Genomic DNA, 23,912 nt, shown 5'->3' on the forward strand with positions numbered 1-23,912 from the left:
GGGGCGTGGTGTGGCACCCCTGCGCTGGCGTCAACCTGGGCCCGGGCCCTGCGTTCAGTCGGCCTCAGGCGGCTCGGCAGCGGCGTCGCTGGGGGTGGCGCTGTCGCTGCCCAGTGCGTCCGGTGCAGCCTCGGCTTGGGGCGGGTGGGCCCATTGCCAGAGCAGTTGGGCCGTGTCCTCAATGCCGATGCGTTTGAGTGCGGAGAAGAGTTTGACCTCACCACCGCCGGCGTTCAGTCGCGCAATCGACAGGGCCTTGGCGCCTTCGGAGCGGGTGAGCTTGTCCGCCTTGGTCAGCAGGACCAGGAACTTCAAGCCTTGTTCGACGCGGGGGCGAATGACTTCGAGCAGGGTTTCGTCCAACTCGGTCAGGCCCAGGCGCGGGTCACACATCATCACCACGCCGGTGAGGTTTTCCCGCGTGACGAGGTAATTGGCCATCACGCGCTGCCAGCGGATCTTGTCGTCCTTGGGCACGGCGGCATAGCCGTAGCCAGGCAAGTCGGCCAGCACCGCGTCGGTGGTGTTTTGCCGACCCAGCGAGAACAAGTTGATGTGTTGGGTGCGGCCAGGCTTTTTGGACGCAAAGGCCAGCTGCTTTTGCTGGGTCAGCGTGTTGATGCAGGTGGATTTGCCGGCGTTGGAGCGGCCCACGAAAGCGATTTCTGGCAGATCCATCGGCGGCAGGTGGTGCAACTGCGCGGCGGTGGTCAGAAAACGGGCGGTGTGCATCCAGCCGAGCGCCGTTTTGGCGTCCGCTTGGGCGCCGGCAGCAGACGGCGCAGAGGGAGGAACGGCGCGGCCTGAGGCTGGAGTGGAGTGGTTTGTCATCAAAGTAGAAGTATTCCTGAAGCGTCATTGTAGAATCGAGTGGTTTTGCGCCCCTAAACATCATTGACCCCTCGATATGAAGTTGCTTGCCACCCTGCTGACCGCTGCCTTCCTGGCAGCCCCCGCTTTCCCGGCTTTCTCTGCTTCAGAAAAGCCTGCCGAGGCCCCCAAGGTGGCCAAGCCTGACTTGGTCAAGGGCGAAGCCAGCTTCGCGGCTTGCGCGGCTTGCCACGGCGCCGACGGAAATGCGGGTTCCCCGGCTTACCCCAAGCTGGCCCAGCAACACCCCGAGTACCTGGTCAAGCAATTGCAAGAGTTCAAGTCTGGCAAGCGCGCCAACGCCGTCATGACCGGCATGTCCGCCGCGCTGAGCGACGAAGACATGAAGAACATCTCTTACTGGCTGGCTTCCAAGAAGCAAAAGCCCGGTTTCGCCAAGGACAAAGAGCTGGTCGCCCTGGGCGAGCGCATCTACCGCGGTGGCATTGCCGACCGCCAGATCGCCGCTTGCGCGGGCTGCCACAGCCCCACCGGCGCCGGCATTCCGTCGCAGTACCCCCGCCTGAGCGGTCAACATGCCGACTACACGGCCGCACAGCTGACGGCCTTCCGTGACGGCGTTCGCAAGAACAGCCTGCAAATGACCGGTGTGGCCGCCAAGCTCAACGACCGCGAAATCAAGGCTGTGTCCGACTACATCGCCGGCCTGCACTGAAAGAGGGTCATGGTTCGTTGAACCAATCCCCTTTGTCACCCCCTAAGCAGGGCGGGCCTCGTGCGGGGCCCGCCCTTTTTCTTTTGTCAGAGTCCCCTCGACATGTCTTCCTCCGCCACTGATCCCGCGTCCCGCGCCGCTCCACCGGTCCCGGGGGCGGCTCGCCTGCAGGCCTTGCTTGATTTGCTGGCCTCGATGCGCTTTGCCATCTCGCTGTTGACGGTGATCTGCATCGCTTCGGTGATCGGCACGGTCTTGCAGCAGAACCAACCGGCGGTCAATTACGTGAACCAGTTTGGGCCCTTCTGGGCCCAGCTTTTTGGCGCTTTGCACCTCTATTCGGTCTACAGCGCCTGGTGGTTTTTGCTGATCCTGGGCTTTTTGGTGCTCAGCACCTCGCTGTGTGTGGCGCGAAACACACCCAAAATCCTGATCGATCTCAAAACATTCAAAGAAAACATCCGCGAATCCAGCCTCAAAGCCTTCGGCCAGCACGCCGAGGCCGGCTTCAGCGATGGGCCGGAAGCCGTGGCCCGTCGCTTGGGCGCGGGCTTGGTGCAAGGTGGTTGGAAGGTGCGCTTGCAGCAGCGCGAAACGCCCCTTGGCGCGGGCTGGATGGTGGCCGCCAAAACGGGCGCGGCCAACAAATTGGGCTACATCGCGGCCCATTCGGCCATCGTGCTGGTCTGCCTGGGGGGCTTGCTCGACGGTGACCTCATCGTCCGCGCCCAGACTTGGTTCAACGGCAAGGTGCCTTACACCGGCGCGGGGCTGATTGCCGACGTGCCTGAGCAGCACCGGCTGAGCGTGCGCAACCCCACATTCCGCGGCAACCTGATGGTGGCCGAGGGGACCCAGTCCAGCACCGCCATCCTCAACCAGTCCGAGGGCGTCTTGCTGCAAGAGTTGCCCTTTGCGGTTGAACTCAAGAAGTTCATCGTCGAGCACTATTCGACGGGCATGCCCAAGCTGTTTGCCAGTGAGATCGTGATCCACGACAAAGTCACGGGCGCGCAGACCCCAGCCCGGGTGGAGGTCAATCACCCCGTCAATTACGGTGGCATCGAGATCTACCAATCCAGCTTTGATGACGGCGGCTCCCAAGTCACCTTGCAGGCCACGCCGCTGAGCCAGCTGGGGGGGCGTTTTGAGGTCAAGGGCGTGGTGGGCGGCGCTACGCCGCTCACGCGCGAACAGGGTGGGGCCCCGGTCAGCCTGGAGTTCACGGCGCTGCGGCTCATCAATGTGGAGAACTTCTCCGGCAACCCAGGCGGCTCGGGCTCGGCGGTGGATGTGCGCAAGGTCGACCTGCGGGATTCGGTCGAATCGCGCCTGGGCGCGGCCAACAAGACGCAAACCAAGAAAGAACTGCGCAACATTGGCCCCAGCGTCACCTACAAGCTGCGCGACGAGGCGGGCCAGGCGCGTGAGTTTCACAACTACATGCTGCCTGTCGACATGGGCGACGGCGGCGTGCCCGTCATGTTGCTGGGCTTGCGCGAGAACCCCGGCGACCCCTTCCGCTACCTGCGCCTGCCGGTGGATGAGCAAGGCGGACTCGACGGCTTCATCCGTCTTCGGGCCGCGCTGGGCCAGCCCGCGTTGCGTGAGCAGGCCGTGCGTCGGTACGTGAATCTGGCCCTGGATGCATCGCGTCCTGAGTTGGCCGAGCAATTGCGGGCCTCTGCCGGCCGGGCGCTGGATTTGTTTGCCGGTGCCACGCCCGCCACCAGGGAGGGCCAGCGTCCCTCTTCGGGTTTGCAGGCGGTGGCTGATTTCATCGAAGCCCAGGTGCCCGAGGCGGAGCGCCCGCGTGCGGGTGAGGTCCTGATCCGCATCCTGAATGGCGTGCTGTTCCAGCTCAACCAAGTGGCGCGAGAGCAGGCCGGCCTCAAACCCCTGCCCAGCGATGAAAAAGCCCAGGCCTACATGACCCAGGCCGTGCTCTCGCTCAGCGATGCCCAGGCCTACCCGGTGCCCATGGTGTTCATGTTGAAGGACTTCACCCAGGTGCAAGCCAGCGTGTTCCAGGTAGCGCGTGCCCCTGGCAAGAGCATTGTTTATTTGGGCTGCGCCTTGTTGATTCTGGGCGTCTTTGCCATGCTCTACATCCGCGAGCGCCGGGTGTGGGTCTGGGTGCGTCCGCAGGGCGAGGGCAGTTGGGCCACGCTGGCGTTGTCGACCAACCGCAAGACCCTGGACGGCGACCGTGAGTTTGACCGGTTGAAGGACAAGCTGCTGGGCCTGGCCCCCACGGAGCCCTTGCCAGCGACGCCACCCCGTGCCCCCTGAGCTTTTTGATTGTTGAGCCGACAGCGCCCGCACCCCATCACGACCAGCCCCGAGTGGACCCCATGAACACAGCTTCCAGCCCCACGACCACCATCACCCTCAGCGAGGGGTTTTTCTCCCGCCGTTCCTGGCTGGACTGGCTGTTTGCAGCCTTGGTCCTGCTGTCTGGCGTGACCGTGTTGGCGCGCTATGGCCAAAGTCTCGATGTCTATGAGACCGGCATCCTGCTGGCCACCGTGCCGGCGGCGATCTGGCTGGGCTGGTTGTGGCGACCCATGGCGTGGCTGATGGTGGGGGTGGCGGGTTTGTCGTTGTTGGCCATCTCGTCCTATCAAGGGGGTGGCGAGGCGCCCACGCTGGCGCGCGCGGACAGTGTGTTTTGGCTGAAATACTTTTTGTCCAGCCAGTCGGCCATTTTGTGGATGTGCATGCTGGTGTTCATGAGCACTGCGTTTTACTGGCTGGGTCTGATCGGTGGCCAGCACGGGGCCACCATGGAGCTCACCGGCTCGCGCCTGGCCTGGGCCTCGGTGGTGATGGCGCTCACGGGCACCATGGTGCGCTGGTACGAAAGCTACCTGCTGGGCGCTGACATCGGCCACATCCCCGTCAGCAACCTGTATGAAGTGTTCGTGCTGTTTTGCTGGATCACCACGGTTTTCTACCTGTACTTTGAGGCGCAGTACAAGACCCGTTCGCTGGGCGCGTTTGTGATGCTGGTGGTCAGCGCGGCGGTCGGCTTTTTGCTCTGGTACACCGTGGTGCGCGAGGCGCATGAGATTCAGCCCCTGGTGCCGGCCCTCAAGAGCTGGTGGATGAAGCTGCATGTGCCGGCCAATTTCATTGGATACGGCACCTTCGCGCTGTCAGCCATGGTGGCTTTTGCCTACCTGATCAAGCAACAGGCCGATGAGGCCCGCTGGTACAAGCTGGCGCCGCTGTGGCTGCTGGGCATCGTGCTGTGCTTTGAGCCCATCGTCTTTCGCCGCAGCAGCAGCGAGGCCGGTGGCAGCTACTGGGTGGTGTACTTCGGTATTTCTGCCCTGATCGTGGGCGGCATTCTGTGGGCGCGCCGGCGCATCGCCAGCCGCCTGCCCAGCCTCGAAGTGCTGGACGATGTGATGTACAAGTCCATCGCGGTGGGTTTCGCCTTCTTCACCATCGCCACGGTGCTGGGTGCGCTGTGGGCGGCGGAAGCTTGGGGTGGCTACTGGAGCTGGGACCCGAAGGAAACCTGGGCCCTGATCGTCTGGCTCAACTACGCGGCCTGGCTGCACATGCGCCTCATGAAGGGCTTGCGCGGCACGCTGTCGGCCTGGTGGGCGCTGGCTGGTTTGGCGGTCACGACCTTTGCGTTCATCGGTGTCAACATGTTCTTGAGTGGCCTGCACAGCTACGGGACATTGTGAAACTCCTGTGAAATTTTCGAATCCTTGAAAGAATCGGGCGCGTGCTGCGACCCATGTCCACGATAAGGAGCTTTCATGCTGATTCACACCCGAGACCCGTCGCTGGCGACACCCCTGCCCAGCGAAATCACCCCGCCTGAGGTTTACGCTGGGCGCCGCCGTTGGCTGCAGCAGCTGGCGCTGACGGGCGCTGGCACCACCCTGGGGGCTTGGGCCGCGCGCGATGCGCTGGCGCAGCAAGCGCCCTATGCCAAGCCGGGCAAGCTGGCCACCTTGGCGGGTGGCCGTTCCGCCGTGGCGGGGGCGGTGTCCATGGACAAGCTCACCGAGTACAAGGATGCGGCGGGCTACAACAACTTCTACGAGTTCGGCACCGACAAGGCCGACCCGGCGCGAAACGCCCACACACTCAAGACCAGCCCCTGGGCGGTGGAGATCGATGGCCTGGTCAAAAAGCCAGGCAAGCTGGCGCTGGAAGACCTGCTCAAGCTCAGCCCCATGGAGGAGCGCGTCTACCGCCTGCGCTGCGTGGAAGGTTGGTCCATGGTGATTCCGTGGGTGGGCTACTCGCTGGCCGATTTGATTCGCCGCGTGGAGCCGCTGGGCAGCGCCAAGTACGTTGAATTCCACACCCTGGCCGACCCCAAGACCATGCCGTTTGTGGGTTCGCGCGTGCTGGACTGGCCCTATGTCGAAGGGCTGCGTCTGGATGAAGCGATGCACCCCTTGACCCTGCTGGCCTTTGGCATGTACGGCGAGGTGCTGCCCAACCAGAACGGTGCCCCGGTGCGCTTGGTGGTGCCCTGGAAATACGGCTTCAAGAGCGCCAAGAGCCTGGTGCGCATCCGCTTCACCGACAAGGAGCCGGGCACGGCCTGGAACAAGGCCGCGGCCAACGAGTACGGTTTTTACTCCAACGTGAACCCCGAGGTGGACCACCCCCGTTGGAGCCAGGCCACCGAGCGCCGCATTGGCGAGGACGGCTTGTTCGCCAAGAAGCGCAAGACCCTGAAGTTCAACGGCTATGAGGCCCAGGTGGCCTCGCTCTACGCCGGCATGGACTTGAAGAAGTTCTACTGATGAGCCGGCCTGCAGCGCCCGCCGGGGCGCATCCGACCGGGGGGGCATGGGCGGGTGTCAAAGCGGGCTTGCAGCGTGCGCTGCTGTCCCCCTGGCGGCCTTGGGTGCAGACCTTGCTGTGCCTGCTGCCGCTGGCTTGGCTGTTGGCGGGGGTGGTGTTTGACACCCTGGGTGCCAACCCGGCTGAGGCCTTGATTCGCAGTACCGGTGACTGGACCCTGCGTGCCCTGTGTCTGACCTTGGCGGTCACCCCCTTGCGCGTCAGCCTGGGCCTGCCTGCGCTGGCGCGGGTGCGGCGATTGCTCGGCCTGGCGGCCTACTTCTACGCCGGTTTGCACCTGCTGTGCTATGCCGCGTTCGACATGGGCTTGGACTTGGCAGACATCGCCATGGACATAGGCAAACGCCCCTTCATCCTGGTGGGCTTCAGTGCTTGGCTGCTGATGCTGCCGCTGGCATTGACCTCCTTCAACCGCGCCATCAAAGCGGTGGGGGGCAAGAACTGGCAGCGCCTGCATCGCTTGGTGTACGGCGTGGTGTTGCTGGGCCTGCTGCATTTTTTCTGGATGCGCGCGGGCAAGCACAACTTCACCGAGGTGGCGGTCTACGGCCTGATCATCGCGGCCTTGCTGGGCTGGCGCTTGCAGCGCGCGGTGCGACGGCCCTGAACGGGCGGTGAGCGTGTCCGTTCAGCGGCCCACGGCGCGCAGGGCAGGCTGTGCACCGCGCTGCGGGTCGATCTGCAGGGTGGGGAGTTGGTAGGCGCGGTCGTCAAACAAGTCGATGCCGCACATCAGCGAGTCCAGCCAGTCAAAGAACTGCTGGATGGCCTTGTCCCCCACGATCGGGGCGCCGTGCTGGGGCACCAACATGGCGATGTCGAGCTGGCGCGCCATGCGCACCCACAGGCGCAAGACCTTGTTGGACACCATGTAGCGCCGGTGAAAGCCCTCCATCAGCGGGATGTGGGGGGTGAGATCCGTGACCTGCTTTTGTGCCTGCGCACCGGTGGTCATGGACACGCCCAAATCCCCAGTGAACAGAATGCGGCTGACCGGGTCGTAGAACTGGAAATTCCCCTCGGAGTGCATGAAGTGCGCGGGCAGCAGCCACAGGTCGTGGCGGCCCACGCGCAATTTGCCGCCCGCGTCGGGCACGCCAATCACGCGGTCCTCGGTCTTGCCGACCTTGGCGAAATGCGGCGCAAAGCGCTCCCAGATGCGGGAGATCACCAGCTTGGCCCGGGTGGAGGTCATCCAGCGGTCCAGCGAGGCGATGATGTCGGGGTCGGCATGGGAGGCCAGCAAGTAGCTGAGCTTGCTGGGCGGAAAGTGCTTGGACATGCCCAGGAACAGCTCGTTGAAAGCCAAGTTGCCCCCCGGGTCGATGATGGCCCCCGTGCCATCGTCCACGATCAGGAATTGGTTGGCCTGGACGGCCTGGCCGCCTTCTTCAATGAGGTCGGTGAACATGAAGCAGGCATGGTCTGCATCACGGTAGAGTTCGATCGGCATGTGCCCTCCCAGCTTGAAAAAGCCATGGCAAAGCCGGCACTCTAGAGGCCCTGGCGCGCAGGGCCTTGATTCAGGTCAACAACCCTCAGGCGGGCAGCAGGTTTTCCAGGGCGAACGTGTCCTGCGCGGTTTCGCGGCGGCGAATCAGGTGGGCGCCGGCCTCGTCGACCAGCACCTCTGCCAGGCGACCCCGGGTGTTGTAGTTGCTGGACATGCTCATGCAGTAGGCGCCGGCCGAGAGCACGGCCAGTTGATCGCCAGGCTGCACCGCCAGGGCGCGCTCCCGGCCGATCCAGTCACCGCTTTCACACACCGGGCCCACCACGTCGTACAGCGTGGCTTGCGCGCGGCTGGCCTGCACCGGCACGATGCCATGGAAGGCTTCGTACATGGCGGGGCGGGGCAGGTCGTTCATGGCGGCGTCGACGATGCAGAAGTTCTTTTGCTCGCCTGGCTTGAGGTAGAGCACCTCGGTCAGGCAGATGCCGGCATTGCCCACCAGGGAGCGGCCGGGCTCGATCATCAGTTGGCGCTGGCCAAAGCCGCGCGCATCCAGCTTGGCCAGCAGGCGTGCCCACAGCGCATCGGCTTCGGGCGGCGTGTCGCCGTTGTAGTTGATGCCCAGGCCACCGCCAAAATCGATGTGGTGGATGGGCACGCCGGCCTGTTCGATCGCCTCGACCAGGTCCAGGATGCGGTCCATGGCATCCAGGTAGGGGTCGACCTGGGTGATTTGCGAGCCGATGTGGCAATCAATGCCCACCACGCGCAGGCCCGGCAGGCCAGCCGCACGCTGGTAGGTCTGGACTGCGCGGTCATGAGCCACGCCGAACTTGTTGCCCTTGAGGCCCGTGGAGATGTAGGGGTGGGTCTTGGGGTCCACGTTGGGGTTGACGCGGATGCTGACCGGGGCCTGGACCTGCAGGCTCAGGGCCACTTCGTTGAGCACCTCGAGTTCGGACTCGCTCTCGACGTTGAAGCAGCCAATGCCGAGCTGCAGCGCCTGGCGCATCTCTGCGCGGGTCTTGCCCACTCCGGAGAAGATCACCTTGCTGAGGTCGCCACCAGCGGCCTGCACGCGGGCCAGCTCGCCAGCCGAAACAATGTCAAAGCCACAGCCGGCCTGGGCAAAGACCTGCAGGATGGCCAAAGAGGAGTTGGCCTTCATGGCGTAGCAAATCTGGGCCCGGCGACCGGCAAAGCCACGCTGGTAAGCGGCCAGCGCGTCCAGCATGGCCGCCTTGGAGTAGACGAACAAAGGCGTGCCGAATTGCTCGGCCAGTTGGGCAGCGGGCACCTGATCGACAAACAGTTGGTCGTCGCGGTACAGGACGTGAGGGTGGCCGGGCAGCAGGGCTTGGGTCATGGGGTGGAGGCAGCGGGGGAGGATGGGGCCGGCGCGATGTCGGCGGGATACGAGGCGGGGCTGTTGGTGGTCGGCGTCGTTGGCGCGGGTGGGGTGTTCTTGGCGGCCGGGTTGGGCGCACTGCGTTGCGGCCGCAGTGAATCAGGCGTCAGGGTCTGGGGCAGGGTGGCGCGCCCTTGGGCCGCAGGCTCTTGCGGAAACACCAGCGGGCCGCGTTGCCCGCAGGCGCTCAGAACCAGGCCCAGAGCACCCGTCAGCACGGTAAGGGCAATCGGCCTGACTAGAATTTGGATTCGACTCAACATCAACGAATTGTAGTAATGACCGACCTCGAATTCATGGACCACGCAGAAGCCCTGCTCAAAGCGGTTGAATTGACCTGCGATGCCATCAATGACACGACCGAGGCCGACATCGACGCCCAGCGCAGTGGCGGCATGATCACGATGAGCTTTCCAAGCCGCAGCCAGATCGTCATCAACCTGCAAAAGCCGCTGCACGAGGTCTGGCTGGCGACGCGCTCTGGTGGCTACCACTACCGCTGGGTGGATGGCGCTTGGCGCGACACCAAGAGCCCCACCCTGTTTTTTGAACAGTTGACCCAAGACGCCAGCGCCCAAGCCGGTCAGGCCCTGCGTTTCGCGGCCCGCTGAAGCAGGCGGCCCGGCAGCGAAGCCACCCGCTGGTAGGGGCTCAGTTGCGGAACAGGTCCAGGATCTTGGAGCGTTCGTCGCTGGCCGGGGCCGTTGCCGGCGCCGTCATGGGGGGCGCCGTGCCGGCGCTGCCGCCGCGCTCGTCATTGCCCAGGTGGCTCACGCCATTGTTGCGGGAGAACTCGTCGTAGTACCACTCGCCACCGACATTGACCACGCCTTCGGGCACGCTGGGCTCCATCACGGGCACGCCCTTGAGGGCGCGTTCCATGAAGGTGATCCACACCGGCAGGCTCAGGCCGCCCCCGGTTTCGCGGTCGCCCAGCTTGCGTGGCGTGTCGTAGCCGATCCAGGTCACGGCCGCCAAGGTGGGTTGGAAGCCTGCGAACCAGGCGTCCATGGAGTCGTTGGTGGTGCCGGTCTTGCCGTAGATGTCCGGCCGCTTCAGCGTGGCCTGTGCCTTGGCGGCGGTGCCGGAGCGGGCTACTTCTTGCAACAGGCTTTGCATCATGAAGGCATTGCGCGGCGAGATCGCGCGCGTGCTGTCGTCCAGCGGGGTGGCTTTGCTTTGCACCAGCAGCTTGCCCTTTTGGTCGGTGATGCGGTCAATCACCCAGGGGTTGACGCGGTAACCCCCGTTGGCGAACACCGAGTAGCCGGTGGCCATTTGCATGGGGGTGACCGAACCCGCGCCCAAGGCCATGGTCAGGTAGGCCGGGTGCTTTTCGGCTTCGAAGCCGAAGTGCGTGACCCAGTCCTGCGCATAGCGTGCGCCAATGGATTGCAGCACCCGGATCGAAATCATGTTCTTGGACTTGGCCAGGCCGCGGCGCAAGGACATGGGGCCATCAAACGTGCCGTCGTAGTTCTTGGGCTCCCAGGGTTGGCCGCCGGTGGTGCCAGCGTCAAAGAACAGGGGCGCGTCGTTGACCACGGTGGCCGGTCCGAAGCCTTTTTCCAGTGCCGCTGAGTAGATGAAGGGCTTGAAGCTCGAGCCCGGCTGGCGCCAAGCCTGGGTCACATGGTTGAACTTGTTTTTCTCGAAGTCAAAGCCACCCACCAAGGCCTTGATGGCGCCGGTGCGCGGGTCCAGGGCCACAAAAGCGCCTTCGACTTCGGGCAGTTGGGTGATTTCCCAGCTGTCTTTGGGTGTCTTGACCACGCGGATCAAGGCGCCCCGGCGCAGCTTGATGTGTGGGGGCGCCTTGTCGGACAGGCCGGACTGGGCCGGCTTCAGGCCGTCGCCGGTGATTTCCAGGGTGTCGCCATTGGGGCGGATGGCGTGGATCTTCTTGGGCGTGGCCTCCAGCACCACGGCGGCCATCACGTCGCCGTTGTCGGGGTGGTCGCCAAAGACGTCATCGAGTGCGTCATCCTGCTCTTTGGGGGTGCTGGGCAGGGTGATGAACTTCTCCGGGCCTCGGTACACCTGGCGCCGCTCAAAGTCCATGATGCCTTTGCGCAGTGCTTTGTAGGCCACGTCTTGATCGACTGCCGCGATGGTGGTGTAGACGTTCAGGCCACGGGTGTAGGCCGCCGTGCCATATTGGGCCACGACCAATTGGCGCACGGTTTCAGCCACGTACTCGGCGTGCACGCGGGAGCTGTCAGGGCCGAACTTGACCTTCAAGGGCTCTTTGCGCGCCTGCTCGGCCTGGGCTTCGGTGATGAAGCCGTTGTCTTCCATGCGGTCGATGATGTAGAGCTGCCGGATCCGGGCCCGCTTGGGGTTGCTGATCGGGTTGTAGGCCGATGGGGCTTTGGGCAGACCCGCCAGCATGGCGGCTTCGGCCACGGTGACGTCTTTCAAAGGCTTGCCAAAATAAGTATCGGCCGCTGCAGAAAATCCATAGGCACGGTTGCCCAGGAAAATCTGATTCATGTAAATCTCGAGAATCTGATCTTTGCTGAGTAAATGCTCGAGTTTGAATGTCAGCAAAATCTCATAGATTTTGCGGGTGAATGTCTTTTCCGAGGATAAATAAACGTTGCGCGCCACCTGCATGGTGATGGTGGACGCGCCCTGGCTCTTGGCCCGACCCAGGTTGGCCAGACCGGCGCGGAACACGCCGATGTAGTCCACGCCACCGTGCTGGTAGAAGCGGGCGTCTTCGACCGCCAGCACCGCGTCTTTCATGACCTGGGGCACGTCCTTGATGGGGGTCAGGTTGCGTCGCTCTTCGCCGAACTCGCCCAGCAAGGCGCCCTCGGCCGAATACACCCTCAAGGGCAGCTTGGGCTGGTAGTCAGAGAGCTCGGAAATGTCCGGCAGGTTGGGGTAGGCCATCGCCATGGCAACGGCCACCACCATCACCACGCAGAGCGCCCCGGCGACCGCCAAACCCAACAACCAGGCGGCCGCCCGAAGCAGCCAGCGGCTCAGGCCGCTGCGGGGGGCGGCAGTCTGGGCCGATGAGGTGGGGGAGGGGGGGCTTGCCATGTTGCGATGTGAAGTGAATGGCGGATTATAGAAATCGGATCGAAGTGCAATCTTTTGCCGTCAAGTGGCCGGCTTGAGACGGATGAAACTTGTTGCAGAATACCGCCAAATCGTATGCTTTTGACAACGAGAGGTGCCCGTGCCTAGGCCGAAATTCTTTGCCGGTCAACACCCTTGCTGCTAGCATTCAAGCAAAGCATGAAGTTGAAGCGTCCGTCCGGGCGTGTTACGGGGGACCATCTTGATCTCTTTAGGATCATTGTTCAGCCGGCAGGTGGCGCCCCTGCTCGGCATCGACATCAGTTCGTCCAGCGTCAAGCTGGTGGAGCTGGGTCGCGATAAATCCGGAGGGTACGTTCTCGAACGCTGCGCCATGGAGCAGCTCGAAAAAGGTTGGATCGTTGACGGCAACATCGAGAAATTTGATGAGGTCGCCGAGGCGGTCAAACGGGTCGTCAAAAAGAGCGGTTCGCGCACCAAGAACGTGGCCATGGCCTTGCCGGCCTCTGCCGTGATCACCAAGCGCATCGTGCTGCCTGGGGGCTTGTCCGACCAAGAGTTGGAAGTTCAGGTGGAGTCCGAGGCCAATCAATACATTCCTTTTTCGCTGGATGAAGTGAGCCTGGACTTTTGCGTCGTGGGCCCCAGCCTCAGTTCGACGGGCGATGTGGACGTGCTGATCGCTGCGTCGCGCAAAGAAAAAGTCCAAGACCGGCAAGGTCTGGCCGAAGCCGCAGGCCTCAAGCCGGTGGTGTTGGATGTGGAGTCCTTTGCTTCTCGCTTGGCGGCCGGGCGCTTGATCGAGAGCCTGCCAGGCCAGGGCGGTGGTTTGATGGTGGCGCTGTTCGAGGTGGGGTCCATGACCACCAGCTTGCAAGTGATCAAGGACCAAGAAGTCCTTTACGAACGTGACCAGGCCTTTGGCGGGGCTCAACTGAGTCAGCTGATTGTTCGTCAATATGGCTTTTCACCCGAAGAGGCAGAAACCAAGAAGCGCTCCGGTGAGTTGCCTGACGATTACGCGGCCTCGGTTCTGCGGCCCTTTGTGGAAAGCGTTTCCCAAGAAATCGGGCGGGCCTTGCAATTCTTTTTCACCAGCACCCCATTCAACCGGGTCGATCACATTTTCCTGGCTGGCGGCTCTTCGGCGCTGCCGGGGCTGGCCGAGGCGGTGACCCAGCAAACGTCTTTTGCCTGCAGCATCGTCAATCCCTTTGAGGGGATGGTGATCAATGATTCGGTGCGTTTGAAGAAGATGGCGCGAGAAGCGCCGGCCTATTTGACCTCCTGCGGCTTGGCCATGCGGAGGTTCTTGTCATGATTTTGATCAACCTCTTGCCTCACCGCGAGGCAGCTCGGCTCAAACGCAAGGAAGCGTTCCAGGTGGCCCTGGTGGGTTCTGCCGTGTTGGGTGGCGCGGTGGTGGCCATGGTTTATCTGACCTATCAATCTTGGATTGCAGACCAGCAAGGGCGCAATGAGGTGTTGAAGTCCGAGATTCGGACTCTTGAAATCCAAATCAAAGAGATTTCCAACATCGAGATGGAAATTGCGGCCTTGAAAGCCCGCCAAAAGGCCGTGGAAGATTTACAGTCAGACCGCAATGCACAGACATTCCTGATGAATGAGTTGGTGCGGCAACTGCCTGATGGGGTGTACATCACCAGCATGAAACAAGACGGCGCCACGGTCTTGGTTCAAGGCGTGGCCCAATCCAATCAGCGGGTGTCCGAGGTGCTGAAGAATTTTTCGTCTGGCTCGCAGTGGTTTGCCAAGCCCGAGTTGCTGGAAATTCAGGCAGGTTCGGTCAGTTTGAGTTCCCGTGATCAGCGCCGAGTGGCGAATTTCGGCATGCGCTTCCAGCTTTTGCGCGCCTCCGAGGTGGGTAAAGCGGCTGAGGCCGCTGCGAAGAAGTGAGTCTCCCGATGGCGATCAACAAAAACATGTCCATTGACTTTGAGGCGCTGTTTCAACAGGCCCAGCGTCAGTTCTCTGATCTCGACCCGCGCGATCCTTCGCTCTGGCCCGCTTTTCCGCGTCACCTCTTGTGTGTCGTGGTGATGGCCGGGGTGGTGGCCGTGGCCTGGTTTGCTTGGTTGACTGATTTTCAGACTCAACTGGACGCTGAAGTGGTCAACGAGCAGGCACTCAAAGAAGACTTTGGCAAAAAGCTCACCAAGGCGGTCAACCTCGATGCCTTGAAAAAGCAGCGCGAACAGATTCAACAGTATGTGACGCAGTTGGAAAAGCAACTGCCTGGCAAGGCGGAAATGTCGGCGCTGCTGTCGGACATCAACCAGGCTGGCTTGGGGCGCAGTCTGCAGTTTGAGTTGTTCCGTCCTGGCCAAATGGTGGTGAAGGAATACTATGCCGAGCTGCCTATATCGATTCGGGTGACGGGCAAGTACCACGATATCGGGTATTTCGCCTCGGATGTCGCCCACCTGTCGCGCATCGTGACCCTGAATAACTTGACCCTTACCCCAGTGCGCGAAGGCTTGCTCAGCATGGATGCCACGGCGCGCACTTTCCGTTATTTGGACACGGATGAAATTGCGAGCCAGCGCAAAGCCGGAGGCGCAAAATGACAAGACAGCTCTGGTGGGTGCCTTGTTCATTGGCCTTGTTGCTGAGTGCCTGCTTTTCAGAAGGTGATGAAATTCACGCCTGGATTGCCGACCAGAAGGCGCAAAGCCGGCCCAAGGTGACTCCCTTGGTCGAGCCCAAGAAATTCCTGCCCCAAGAATACGAAGGCGCCACCGCCACCGACCCGTTCAACATCCAAAAGCTGACGCAGGCTTTGAAGCGGGATTCGGCTTCGCCCGGCAACATGGCGATCATTGCGCCCGAGATGGCTCGGCGCAAAGAAGCCCTGGAAATGATGCCGCTGGACTCGATGGCCATGGTGGGCAGCCTGCAGAAGAACAATGAGCCGGTGGCCTTGGTACGGGTGGACAACCTGTTGTACCAAGTGAGAACCGGTAACCACCTGGGCCAAAACTATGGGCGTGTCTTGAAGATCACGGAAACTGAGGTCCAGTTGCGAGAAGTTGTGCAGGACTCGTCGGGCGATTGGATTGAGCGGCCGGCTTCTCTGCAGTTGCAGGAGCGGGGTAAATAAATATGTTGAAGCTGATGAGAACTGCAATGACCAAATGGCTATCCGTGGGGGGGCTGCTGGCGCTGAGCGCTTCGTTGGCCTGGGGTCAGAGCCCTCAGACCCTGCAAGCGGTGTCGATCGCCTCGCAGTCGGGGGCTGAGATCGTGCGTTTTGAGTTTTCAAGCGCCGTGGATTTCAAACCCACGGGTTTCGGGATCCAGTCTCCTGCCCGGGTTGCCATTGATTTGCCTACGGTGGCCAGCGCCTTGGCCAAGAATACGGTGGAGTTTGCTCAGGGCAACACGCGGTCGGTGAATGTGATTCAGGCCCCGGATCGCACCCGTTTGGTCTTGAATCTGAAGAAATACGCGGCGTACACCACCCAGGTGGACGGCAAGTCGCTCTTGGTCACCTTCGAGCCGGAGGCCCGTGGGACCCCCGTGGCGGCCTCTTTGCAAAGTGCTTTCGCCGAGTCGCGCAATTCGGATGTGCTGCCCCTGAAGGATGTGGATTTCCGCCGGGGTTCCGACAATTCGGGGCGCGTGGTGGTGAGTTTGCCCAACAATCAGACCGGTGTGGACCTCAAGGCGCAGGGCCAAGGCTTGGTCGTCGAGTTTCTCAAGACCTCTTTGCCCGAGGGCTTGCGTCGTCGACTCGATGTGACGGACTTTGGCACGCCGGTGAAGACCATCACCTCCAACCAAGTGGGGGACCGCGTGCGGGTGCTGATCGAGCCCACGGGCGAATGGGAGCATTCGGCCTACCAAAGTGACGACCAATTTGTGGTCGAGGTGCGGCCCAAGAAGGTGGATACCAGCAAGCTGTTGCAAGCCCCCAGTTACGTGGGGGAAAAGCTCTCGCTGAACTTCCAGAGCATTGATGTGCGATCGCTGCTGCAGGTGATCGCTGACTTCACCAACTTCAACATCGTGACCTCGGACACGGTGTCGGGCAATTTGACTTTGCGCCTCAAGGACGTGCCTTGGGACCAAGCCTTGCAGATCATCATGGACTCCAAGGGTTTGGGCATGCGCAAGGCGGGCAATGTGCTGTGGATCGCTCCGCGCGACGAACTCGACGCCCGCACCAAGAAGGACTTGGAGGCTTTGCAGGCCATTGAGCGACTGGAAACCTTGCGCACCCAGTCCTTCCAGTTGAACTACGCCAAGGCCTCGGAAATGGTGATCCAACTGCGAGGCGCTGGTGGCGTTGCCGGCGGTTCGACCGCAGGCGTGACCCGCTTCCTGTCCGAGCGTGGCAGTGTGATTGCCGAGCCCCGCACCAATCAGTTGTTTGTGACAGACACCGCTAAAAAATTGGTCGAAGTACAAGAACTGTTGACCAAACTGGACATCCCTGTTCGTCAGGTGCTGATTGAGGCGCGCATCGTCGAGGCTTCGGACACCTTTGGCCGTTCCTTGGGCGTGCGCTTGGGCGGCAGTGACCTGCGCGGAGTCAATGGTGGCAATGCTGGCTATTCCGTCGGCGGCGGTAATCGGGTCGCGTTTGGTGGGTCGTATGACGCGGTGTCTTCCACCACCGGAGAGTCTGCCAACGTCATGACCACGACCAACACCAGCTTTGTCAACCTGCCGGCAGCCGGGCAGGGCGGGTATGCCGCGTCGTCTTTTGCTTTGTCGATCTTCAACTCGGCGGCCAATCGGTTCTTGAATCTGGAAATTTCGGCGCTGGAAGCCGATGGCAAGGGCAAAGTGGTGTCCAGTCCCCGGGTCATCACGGCCGACCAGACCAAAGCCTTGATCGAGCAGGGCACTGAGTTCCCCTACCAGCAGGCCACGTCCAGCGGCGCCACCTCGGTGGCCTTCCGCAAGGCCAACCTCAAATTGGAGGTGACGCCACAGATCACGCCCGAGGGCAACATCATTCTGGAATTGGACATCAACAAGGACAGCAAGGGCGAGACCACCGCGCAAGGCATTGCAATCAATACCAAGCACATCAAGACCCAAGTCTTGGTTGAGAATGGCGGCACGGTCGTCATCGGCGGGATTTTTGAGCTGACGGAGTCTGACAGCGAAGCCAAGGTGCCTTTGCTGGGTGACATCCCGGTCATGGGTAACCTGTTCAAGACCAAGAGCAAGTCGACCAACAAGCAAGAAATGCTGGTGTTCATCACGCCGAAGATGGTGTCTGACCGCGCGACCAATCGTTAATGGGGCTGGAGGGTTTGTTTGTGAATTATTTGAAATACGTTTTTGTTTTGTTGATGGCGGCCTTGTTGACGGCCTGCGGCGGTGGCGGCGGCAGTGCTGGAACCACCTCAGGCGGCAGCAGTAGCAGCAGCAGCGGAAGTGGCTCTACCACTGTGGTCAGCACCCCCACCCTGGTGGTGTCGCTGGCGGATTCCTCGGGTGTGGCCCTGAGCACCCCGCGCACCCTCAAGTCTGGCCTGTTCTACCTGGCCCAGGCCAAGGCTTTGGATGGCTCAGCCAACCCCATTGCCAACCAAGTCGTGACTTTCAGCACGGACAGCACCTTGGTGACCTTGGCGGCGCCGACGGCACTGACCGACGCCAACGGCGTTGCCTCGGTGAAGATGACGCCCTTGTCTGCGGCTGGGGCGGGTTCCGTCGCCGCGGTGATGACCTACAACACCACCACCATCACGGGCACAGCGGCCTCTTACCAAGTCACGCCGGCTGCGGCGACTGGGACGCCCACGCTGGCCTTGGCATTGACGGATTCGTCCGGCGTTGCCCTGAGCACGCCGCGCACCTTTTTGACCGGCTCGATTTACAAAGCCCGTGTCACCGTGCTGGATGCCACCAGTGCACCCGTGTCCAATCTGGTGGTGCAGTTCAGCTCGGAAGGCGTGGCGGCGACGATTTCGCCTTCGAGCGCGCTGACCGATGCCAATGGTGTCGCCACGGTCCAAATCGTGCCGGGCACCACCACAGGTGCCGGCAGCGTGAAGGTGTCGGGCGTGGTCAATGGCACCACCTACAGCTCTGCAGGTGTGTCTTACCAAATCGCGTCAACCAGTGTGGCGGCCACGATGAATTACGTGCAGCCCAGCACCCCGGTGTCCTTGGTCGTCAGCAACGCGAGCTCCGGCAACAAGCTGGCCACGGCGTCCTTCAAGCTGGCCAACAGCCAAGGCGTCGGCGTGTCGGGCCAGCCGGTGTCTCTGAGCTTGAATGCCCAGTCCATCAGCGCGGGCGTCACCTTCTTGGTGAACGGGGTGAACACCTCGGCGACCCAGACCTTCACGACCGATCAAGACGGCCTGGTGAGCATCAGTGTGGCCTCGGGTACTTTGCCCACACCGGTGCTGGTGACGGCCACGGCGGTCTCCAACAGCAGTATCAGCGCCACGTCCGTCGGCCTGGCCGTGACCAATGGCCGCCCCACCCAACTGCGCTCTTCGATCGCCGCCAGCATCTTAAGTGTTGAAGCTTCACCTGGCGGTACCAGCATCATCCAGGGCGTTCAGTCCACGCTGACCGTGCTTTTGTCCGACCGATTGGGCAACCCGATCCCTGCGGGGACCGTGGTCAACTTGATCACCTCCCATGGTCAGATTGCGGGCTCTTGCGTGGTGGCGATTGTGAGCAGTGCCTCACAGTGCTCTGCTGTCTGGACATCGGTCTCGGCTCGACCCACCAATGGCTGGTTCACGGTGCTGGCCTACCTCGATGGGGAAGAAGACTTTGTTGATGCCAACGGCAACAACCAGTACGACGGTGGTGAAACCTTTTACGACGTGGGCCAAGCCTTTTTGCCCAAGGATGCCAAGGCTTCCGCCTTCAACTCGGTCACTGACCAACCGATTGCGGGTGGCATGACGGGCGCACTGTCCTGCAACAGTTTTGCCTCCATCCCTTATCAGATGCCCACATCCTGTGACGGGGTCTGGAGCAGTACCATCCGGGTCCGTTTGGGGGTCACGATGAACTGGGCCAGTTCTTTTGCCACCATCACGTCTTTGGGGGCCAGTTCCAAGGCCATCAGCATGCGGATCACCGATGACTTGGGCAACGCCATGCCCAGTAACAGTGACTTGCTGGCGACGCTGGTGTGCCCTGCCACCATGTCTTCGCCGCCAACCATCTCGGGCCAGTCGCGCACCAAGACCCCGAATGCAATCACACCGGTGGACGTGACGGTGACGTTCTCGGACACGGCCACTGGCTGCACCATGACCATGTCAGTCACCACCCCGGCCGGTTCTGTGACTCGTCAATCCTTCTTGGTGCCCTAAACTCGGGGGCTCTCCAACCGCCTGGCAACCTCGGTTGCCAGGCGGTTTTACTTTGGCGGTGGCGTCCCCCGGGGGCGTGACAAAACTTCGAATTCCATGCTTTGTGTCCTGATCGGAATGCCTGGCTCCGGCAAATCGACCGTTGGGCGGCAGCTTGCGCGCCGTCTGGGGCTTTCCTTTTCCGACACCGATCAGGTCCTGGAAAGCCGCCTGGGCTGCTCGATCCGCGAGTTTTTTGAGGCCCAGGGCGAGTCGGCTTTTCGCGACCACGAAGAGCAGACCCTGGCGGATTGCCTGGCCCAAGGGCAAGGTGTGATCTCGACGGGGGGCGGCATCGTGCTGCGCCCCGGTAACCGGGAGCGCTTGCGCGCTGCGCCCTGCGTCATCTACTTGCGGGCCAGCCCCGAGGACATTTACCGCCGTCTGCGCCACGACACCAGCCGACCGCTGCTCCAAGTGGCCGACCCGTTGCGCAAGCTCAAAGAGCTGTACGCCGACCGCGACCCGTTGTACCGCGAAGCGTCAGGCTATGTGGTGGAGACGGGCCGTCCCACCGTGGCGGCCCTGGTCAATGTGATTTCCATGCAACTGGACCTGGCCATGCCCAACCGGCTCGGCAGCCCGACCAGCGAAGCGCCTAAACTCTGAGGCCGGCTGCCGTGAGCGGGAGCTGTCTCTTCTTGTTCCACGATTTCTTGCGAGCTCTGCCACCATGTCTTCGCTTTCCACTGCCGCCCGAGTTGCCATTGACCTGGGGGAGCGCAGTTACGACATCCTGATCGGCCCCGACCTGCTGGACCAGGCACAGGCCTTTGACGGCGTGCCCGCCAGCCGATCCGCCCTCATCGTCACCAACACCACGGTGGCACCGCTCTACCTGGCGCGCCTCAAGGCGGCCTTGGCCACGCGTCACGCAGTGCTGCACGAAGTCATCCTGCCCGACGGCGAAGCCTACAAAACCTGGGACACGCTGAACCTTGTGTTTGATGCCTTGCTGGGCCAGGGTTGCGACCGCAAAACCGTGCTTTACGCATTGGGTGGCGGCGTGGTGGGCGACATGACGGGTTTTGCCGCCGCGGCCTACATGCGTGGCGTGCCCTTTGTGCAGGTGCCCACGACCTTGCTGGCCCAGGTGGACTCCTCGGTGGGGGGCAAGACCGCCATCAACCACCCGCTGGGCAAGAACATGATTGGCGCCTTCTACCAGCCGCAAAAAGTGCTGTGCGATTTGAACGTGCTGCGCACCCTGCCAGCGCGTGAGCTGAGCGCGGGTCTGGCCGAAGTCATCAAGTACGGCCCAATTGCCGACACCGCTTTCCTGGACTGGATTGAGACCCACATTGACGGCCTGCGCGTCTGTGACCAGGCTTTGATGGCCCACGCGGTGCAGCGCAGCTGCGAAATCAAGGCCGAGGTCGTGGGCGTGGACGAGCGCGAGTCCGGTCTGCGCGCCATCCTCAACTTCGGCCACACCTTTGGCCACGCCATCGAGGCAGGTCTGGGCTACGGCCAGTGGCTGCATGGCGAGGCCGTGGGCTGCGGCATGGTGATGGCCGCGCAGTTGTCCTGGCGTCTGGGTTTGGTGGATGCCGCCTGGGTGGCCCGCCTGACCCGCCTGATCGCCGCTGCCGGCCTGCCCATTCAGGCGCCCGTGTTGGACGCGCAGGACAATGCAGGCCGCTACCTGAGCCTGATGCGGGTGGACAAAAAGGCCGAGGCGGGTGAGATCAAGTTCGTGCTGATCGACGCCCCCGGCCGTGCCGTGGTGCGTGGCGCGCCCGACGCGTTGGTGCGCGAGGTCATCGACGCCTGCACTGTGGTGGCCTGAGCATGAGCGCGCTGCCCGACGCTGTGAGCACCCGGGCCTTGGCGCCCTACGCCTGTGACCCCGACCAGAGCCGTGGCCGGCGCCACCCCGAGGCCGCTGCTCCGACGCGCAGCGAGTTCCAGCGTGACCGCGACCGCATCGTGCACAGCACCGCGTTTCGCCGCTTGGTCTACAAGACCCAGGTTTTTTTGAACCACGAAGGTGATCTGTTTCGCACCCGCATGACGCACTCGCTGGAGGTGGCCCAACTGGGGCGTTCCATCGCGCGTTCGCTGCGCCTCAATGAGGACCTGGTCGAGGCCATCGCCCTGGCCCATGACCTGGGCCACACCCCGTTCGGCCATGCCGGTCAAGACGCCTTGCACGAGTGCCTGCGCGCGCATGGCGCGGCCGATGCCGATGGCTTTGAGCACAACCTGCAAAGCCTGCGGGTGGTGGACGAGCTGGAAGAGCGCTACCCGCGCTACAACGGCTTGAACCTCAGCTTCGAGACCCGGGAGGGCATTCTCAAGCACTGCTCGCTGGCCCATGCCCGCCAGATCGAGGCCCATGAGCCCGGTGGCGTGGGGCGGCGCTTCATCGACCGCACCCAGCCCAGCCTAGAAGCCCAGCTCTGCAACCTGGCCGATGAGATCGCCTACAACGCGCATGACATCGACGACGGTGTGCGCTCGGGCTTGATCACCCTGGAGCAGCTGCAGGACGTGCCCTTGTTCGAGCGCTACCGGTGCCAGACCCTGGACGAATTTCCCCACTTGGCCGACCAGCCCGGTCGCCGCCTGTTGTACGAGGCCATTCGCCGCATGCTCAGCCAGCAGGTGTATGACGTGATCGAGGCCACCGCCGAGGCGCTGGGCCGCCAGCCTCTGCGCCACGTGGATGAGGTGCGCCAGGCGGGCCCTTTGCTGTGCTTCACGCCCACCATGCGGGCTGAGTCCATCCAACTCAAGCAGTTTTTGTTCAAGAACTTGTACCGCCACCCCAGTGTGATGGAGACCACCCACCGGGCCCGACAGGTGGTTCATGAGTTGTTTGAGCGCTTCTTGTGCGAGCCTGCCGAGATGCGGCCCCGCTTTGCTGTGCGCGGCGACACGGCGCGCGCCGTGGCGGACTACATTGCCGGCATGACGGATCGCTACGCCCTGCGCGAGCATGAGCGGCTCACTGGTCAAAGGTTGCTGGCATGAGTGCCGGATCGGGTTCTCTGACACCGTTCCGGGCCCCTGCTTGGGTGGTCATCGCCGCCGGTGTGGCGGCGGCCCTGCATGTGGCCAAGTTGGCGCCTGCCTTGCCCGTTTGGCGGCAGGAGTTTGGGCTTTCGCTGGCGCAGGCCGGTTGGTTGCTGTCCACCGTGCAGGCTGCGGGCATGGGCTTGGGCGCCCTGATGGGCGGGGTGGCCGACGCCTGGGGCTTGCGCCGTTGTGCCCTGTCGGGCCTGCTGTTGCTCAGTGCCGCCAGTGCGCTGGCACCGGCGGTCGATGCGGTGCTCGCCTTGCTGGCGCTGCGTGCGCTGGAAGGTTTGGGCTTTTTGCTGGCCACCATGCCGGCCGCCGGCTTGGTGCGCCGCCATGTGCCAGCCCAGGGCCTGGCCCTGATGTTGGGCGTGTGGGGTTGCTACATGCCCTTGGCCACCGCGCTGGCCTTGCTGCTGGGGCCTTGGGTCCTGTCCCATGGCAGCTGGGCCGCCTGGTGGTGGTTGGCGGCCGCCGCCACGGCGGCCATGGCGGGCCTGTTGGCCTGGGTGGTCCCGGTCGACCCCGTGCCGGATCGCGGTGCTGCCCAGGCGGGGGCGGGTTGGTTGGCCCCTTTGTGGGGGCGGTTGCGCCGCACCTGGTCGGCGCCGGGCCCTTGGTTGGTGGCAGCGGCTTTTGCGCTGTACTCGGGTCAATGGCTGGCGGTGATTGGCTTCTTGCCCTCCATGCTGAGTGCCGAGGCCTGGTCGCCCGCGCAAGCCGCCTGGCTGATGGCGGCACTGGCGGGGGTCAACATGTTGGGCAACCTGGCCTCCGGGGCGCTGCAGCACCGGGGGGTGTCGCCAGGGCGTTTGCTGGGCCTGGGCTTTGCTTGCATGGCGCTGGGGGCGTGGCTGGCGTTCCAGTCCTTTTGGCCCTTGTCTTTTGAGCTTCGCATGGGGGGCGTGCTGGTATTTTCCTTGGTGGGTGGGGTGATTCCGGGCACCTTGTTCTCCCAGGCCGTCCGGGTGGCGCCGGATGAGGGCTGCATCTCCACCACGGTGGGCTGGATGCAGCAGTGTTCCTCGCTGGGACAGTTTCTGGGCCCCCCCGTGGTCGGGGCTTTGGCGGCCTGGTCTGGGGGCTGGCAGTGGACGTGGGTGTTCACGGGGGTGTGCTCCGCCCTGGGCTTGGGCGTGGCTTGGGCCCTGCCGCGCCTGCACCCGCGCTGAGGGCGGTGCCGACGCCCTCGGGCGCAGCCGTGCGACCGGTAAAATCGCGGCTTCTCCT

21 protein-coding genes are annotated in these 23,912 nt (G+C 63.0%); 16 read left to right on the forward strand and 5 right to left on the reverse strand.

Going from position 1 to position 23,912, the window contains the following annotated elements; all coding sequences use genetic code 11:
• Positions 1–54 precede the first annotated feature (54 nt).
• Positions 55–831: a ribosome biogenesis GTP-binding protein YihA/YsxC gene (yihA, locus tag PSQ39_RS16630; protein WP_273927965.1), complete on the reverse strand. Its 777-nt coding sequence runs from the start codon at positions 829–831 to the stop codon at positions 55–57.
• Between the two features lie 76 nt (positions 832–907).
• Between yihA and PSQ39_RS16635 the strand changes: the two genes are divergently transcribed.
• From PSQ39_RS16635 to PSQ39_RS16655, 5 genes are all read left to right on the forward strand, one after another.
• Positions 908–1,546, forward strand: coding sequence for a c-type cytochrome (locus PSQ39_RS16635; RefSeq protein WP_273927966.1), 639 nt, complete (start codon positions 908–910; stop codon positions 1,544–1,546).
• Positions 1,547–1,648: 102 nt separating this feature from the next.
• On the forward strand, positions 1,649–3,838 hold the full coding sequence (locus PSQ39_RS16640; protein WP_273927967.1) for a cytochrome c biogenesis protein ResB: 2,190 nt from the start codon (positions 1,649–1,651) through the stop codon (positions 3,836–3,838).
• Between the two features lie 62 nt (positions 3,839–3,900).
• Positions 3,901–5,247, forward strand: a complete 1,347-nt coding sequence (ccsB, locus tag PSQ39_RS16645) for a c-type cytochrome biogenesis protein CcsB (RefSeq protein WP_273927968.1) — start codon at positions 3,901–3,903, stop codon at positions 5,245–5,247.
• A gap of 75 nt (positions 5,248–5,322) precedes the next feature.
• Positions 5,323–6,327, forward strand: coding sequence for a protein-methionine-sulfoxide reductase catalytic subunit MsrP (msrP, locus tag PSQ39_RS16650; protein WP_273927969.1), 1,005 nt, complete (start codon positions 5,323–5,325; stop codon positions 6,325–6,327).
• Positions 6,327–6,995 carry a protein-methionine-sulfoxide reductase heme-binding subunit MsrQ gene (locus PSQ39_RS16655; RefSeq protein WP_273927970.1) on the forward strand — a complete coding sequence of 223 codons (669 nt, stop codon included), beginning with the start codon at positions 6,327–6,329 and terminating at the stop codon, positions 6,993–6,995. The genes msrP and PSQ39_RS16655 overlap by 1 nt, the downstream gene beginning before the upstream one ends.
• A 21-nt stretch (positions 6,996–7,016) precedes the next feature.
• Here the strand turns inward: PSQ39_RS16655 and PSQ39_RS16660 are convergent, their stop codons facing one another.
• The 3 genes from PSQ39_RS16660 to lptM form a co-directional block, all read right to left on the reverse strand.
• The gene (locus PSQ39_RS16660; protein ID WP_273927971.1) at positions 7,017–7,841 is read right to left on the reverse strand and encodes an oxygen-binding di-iron domain-containing protein; all 825 of its coding nucleotides are present in this window, start codon (positions 7,839–7,841) and stop codon (positions 7,017–7,019) included.
• An 85-nt stretch (positions 7,842–7,926) separates the two neighbouring features.
• Positions 7,927–9,207: a diaminopimelate decarboxylase gene (lysA, locus tag PSQ39_RS16665; protein ID WP_273927972.1), complete on the reverse strand. Its 1,281-nt coding sequence runs from the start codon at positions 9,205–9,207 to the stop codon at positions 7,927–7,929.
• On the reverse strand, positions 9,204–9,467 hold the full coding sequence (lptM, locus tag PSQ39_RS16670; protein WP_337961941.1) for an LPS translocon maturation chaperone LptM: 264 nt from the start codon (positions 9,465–9,467) through the stop codon (positions 9,204–9,206). Before lptM ends, lysA begins: the two co-directional genes overlap by 4 nt.
• Positions 9,468–9,527: 60 nt before the next feature.
• Here lptM and cyaY point away from each other — a divergent pair, with 60 nt between their 5' ends.
• The gene (cyaY, locus tag PSQ39_RS16675; protein WP_273927974.1) at positions 9,528–9,860 is read left to right on the forward strand and encodes an iron donor protein CyaY; all 333 of its coding nucleotides are present in this window, start codon (positions 9,528–9,530) and stop codon (positions 9,858–9,860) included.
• A 40-nt stretch (positions 9,861–9,900) separates the two neighbouring features.
• Here cyaY and PSQ39_RS16680 read toward each other — a convergent pair whose 3' ends face one another.
• Complete coding sequence (locus PSQ39_RS16680; RefSeq protein ID WP_273927975.1) at positions 9,901–12,300, reverse strand: penicillin-binding protein 1A; 2,400 nt, start codon at positions 12,298–12,300, stop codon at positions 9,901–9,903.
• 241 nt (positions 12,301–12,541) lie between these two features.
• On the opposite strand from PSQ39_RS16680, the gene PSQ39_RS16685 reads away from it, so the two are divergent.
• The 10 genes from PSQ39_RS16685 (at position 12,542) to PSQ39_RS16730 (ending at position 23,854) form a co-directional block, all read left to right on the forward strand.
• Positions 12,542–13,621 (forward strand): pilus assembly protein PilM, encoded by a 1,080-nt coding sequence (locus tag PSQ39_RS16685; protein WP_273927976.1) that lies wholly within the window; start codon positions 12,542–12,544, stop codon positions 13,619–13,621.
• Entirely contained in the window at positions 13,618–14,217 is a 600-nt protein-coding gene (locus tag PSQ39_RS16690; RefSeq protein WP_273927977.1) for a PilN domain-containing protein, read from the forward strand. The genes PSQ39_RS16685 and PSQ39_RS16690 overlap by 4 nt, the downstream gene beginning before the upstream one ends.
• Positions 14,218–14,225: 8 nt before the next feature.
• Positions 14,226–14,888 carry a type IV pilus inner membrane component PilO gene (locus tag PSQ39_RS16695; RefSeq protein WP_273927978.1) on the forward strand — a complete coding sequence of 221 codons (663 nt, stop codon included), beginning with the start codon at positions 14,226–14,228 and terminating at the stop codon, positions 14,886–14,888.
• Positions 14,885–15,421 carry a pilus assembly protein PilP gene (locus PSQ39_RS16700; RefSeq protein ID WP_273927979.1) on the forward strand — a complete coding sequence of 179 codons (537 nt, stop codon included), beginning with the start codon at positions 14,885–14,887 and terminating at the stop codon, positions 15,419–15,421. Before PSQ39_RS16695 ends, PSQ39_RS16700 begins: the two co-directional genes overlap by 4 nt.
• A 26-nt stretch (positions 15,422–15,447) precedes the next feature.
• Entirely contained in the window at positions 15,448–17,574 is a 2,127-nt protein-coding gene (gene pilQ, locus PSQ39_RS16705) for a type IV pilus secretin PilQ (protein ID WP_273927980.1), read from the forward strand.
• 20 nt (positions 17,575–17,594) lie between these two features.
• Positions 17,595–19,622 carry an Ig-like domain-containing protein gene (locus tag PSQ39_RS16710; RefSeq protein ID WP_273927981.1) on the forward strand — a complete coding sequence of 676 codons (2,028 nt, stop codon included), beginning with the start codon at positions 17,595–17,597 and terminating at the stop codon, positions 19,620–19,622.
• 96 nt (positions 19,623–19,718) lie between these two features.
• Entirely contained in the window at positions 19,719–20,270 is a 552-nt protein-coding gene (locus PSQ39_RS16715) for a shikimate kinase (RefSeq protein WP_273927982.1), read from the forward strand.
• A gap of 64 nt (positions 20,271–20,334) precedes the next feature.
• On the forward strand, positions 20,335–21,450 hold the full coding sequence (aroB, locus tag PSQ39_RS16720) for a 3-dehydroquinate synthase (RefSeq protein WP_273927983.1): 1,116 nt from the start codon (positions 20,335–20,337) through the stop codon (positions 21,448–21,450).
• A 2-nt stretch (positions 21,451–21,452) separates the two neighbouring features.
• Positions 21,453–22,637 carry a deoxyguanosinetriphosphate triphosphohydrolase gene (locus PSQ39_RS16725; RefSeq protein ID WP_273927984.1) on the forward strand — a complete coding sequence of 395 codons (1,185 nt, stop codon included), beginning with the start codon at positions 21,453–21,455 and terminating at the stop codon, positions 22,635–22,637.
• Complete coding sequence (locus PSQ39_RS16730; RefSeq protein ID WP_273927985.1) at positions 22,634–23,854, forward strand: MFS transporter; 1,221 nt, start codon at positions 22,634–22,636, stop codon at positions 23,852–23,854. Before PSQ39_RS16725 ends, PSQ39_RS16730 begins: the two co-directional genes overlap by 4 nt.
• Positions 23,855–23,912: the final 58 nt, after the last annotated feature.

The sequence above is a fragment of the Curvibacter microcysteis genome, assembly GCF_028649455.1.
GTDB lineage: Bacteria > Pseudomonadota > Gammaproteobacteria > Burkholderiales > Burkholderiaceae_C > Curvibacter > Curvibacter microcysteis.

Excerpts from the sequence above, each read along its gene's own strand:
- yihA (WP_273927965.1), bottom strand. The coding sequence starts at position 831 with ATGACAAACCACTCCACTCCAGCCTCAGGCCGCGCCGTTCCTCCCTCT.
- PSQ39_RS16635 (WP_273927966.1), top strand. The coding sequence starts at position 908 with ATGAAGTTGCTTGCCACCCTGCTGACCGCTGCCTTCCTGGCAGCCCCC.
- PSQ39_RS16640 (WP_273927967.1), top strand. The coding sequence starts at position 1,649 with ATGTCTTCCTCCGCCACTGATCCCGCGTCCCGCGCCGCTCCACCGGTC.
- ccsB (WP_273927968.1), top strand. The coding sequence starts at position 3,901 with ATGAACACAGCTTCCAGCCCCACGACCACCATCACCCTCAGCGAGGGG.
- msrP (WP_273927969.1), top strand. The coding sequence starts at position 5,323 with ATGCTGATTCACACCCGAGACCCGTCGCTGGCGACACCCCTGCCCAGC.
- PSQ39_RS16655 (WP_273927970.1), top strand. The coding sequence starts at position 6,327 with ATGAGCCGGCCTGCAGCGCCCGCCGGGGCGCATCCGACCGGGGGGGCA.
- PSQ39_RS16660 (WP_273927971.1), bottom strand. The coding sequence starts at position 7,841 with ATGCCGATCGAACTCTACCGTGATGCAGACCATGCCTGCTTCATGTTC.
- lysA (WP_273927972.1), bottom strand. The coding sequence starts at position 9,207 with ATGACCCAAGCCCTGCTGCCCGGCCACCCTCACGTCCTGTACCGCGAC.
- cyaY (WP_273927974.1), top strand. The coding sequence starts at position 9,528 with ATGACCGACCTCGAATTCATGGACCACGCAGAAGCCCTGCTCAAAGCG.
- PSQ39_RS16680 (WP_273927975.1), bottom strand. The coding sequence starts at position 12,300 with ATGGCAAGCCCCCCCTCCCCCACCTCATCGGCCCAGACTGCCGCCCCC.
- PSQ39_RS16690 (WP_273927977.1), top strand. The coding sequence starts at position 13,618 with ATGATTTTGATCAACCTCTTGCCTCACCGCGAGGCAGCTCGGCTCAAA.
- PSQ39_RS16695 (WP_273927978.1), top strand. The coding sequence starts at position 14,226 with ATGGCGATCAACAAAAACATGTCCATTGACTTTGAGGCGCTGTTTCAA.
- PSQ39_RS16700 (WP_273927979.1), top strand. The coding sequence starts at position 14,885 with ATGACAAGACAGCTCTGGTGGGTGCCTTGTTCATTGGCCTTGTTGCTG.
- pilQ (WP_273927980.1), top strand. The coding sequence starts at position 15,448 with ATGACCAAATGGCTATCCGTGGGGGGGCTGCTGGCGCTGAGCGCTTCG.
- PSQ39_RS16715 (WP_273927982.1), top strand. The coding sequence starts at position 19,719 with ATGCTTTGTGTCCTGATCGGAATGCCTGGCTCCGGCAAATCGACCGTT.
- aroB (WP_273927983.1), top strand. The coding sequence starts at position 20,335 with ATGTCTTCGCTTTCCACTGCCGCCCGAGTTGCCATTGACCTGGGGGAG.
- PSQ39_RS16725 (WP_273927984.1), top strand. The coding sequence starts at position 21,453 with ATGAGCGCGCTGCCCGACGCTGTGAGCACCCGGGCCTTGGCGCCCTAC.
- PSQ39_RS16730 (WP_273927985.1), top strand. The coding sequence starts at position 22,634 with ATGAGTGCCGGATCGGGTTCTCTGACACCGTTCCGGGCCCCTGCTTGG.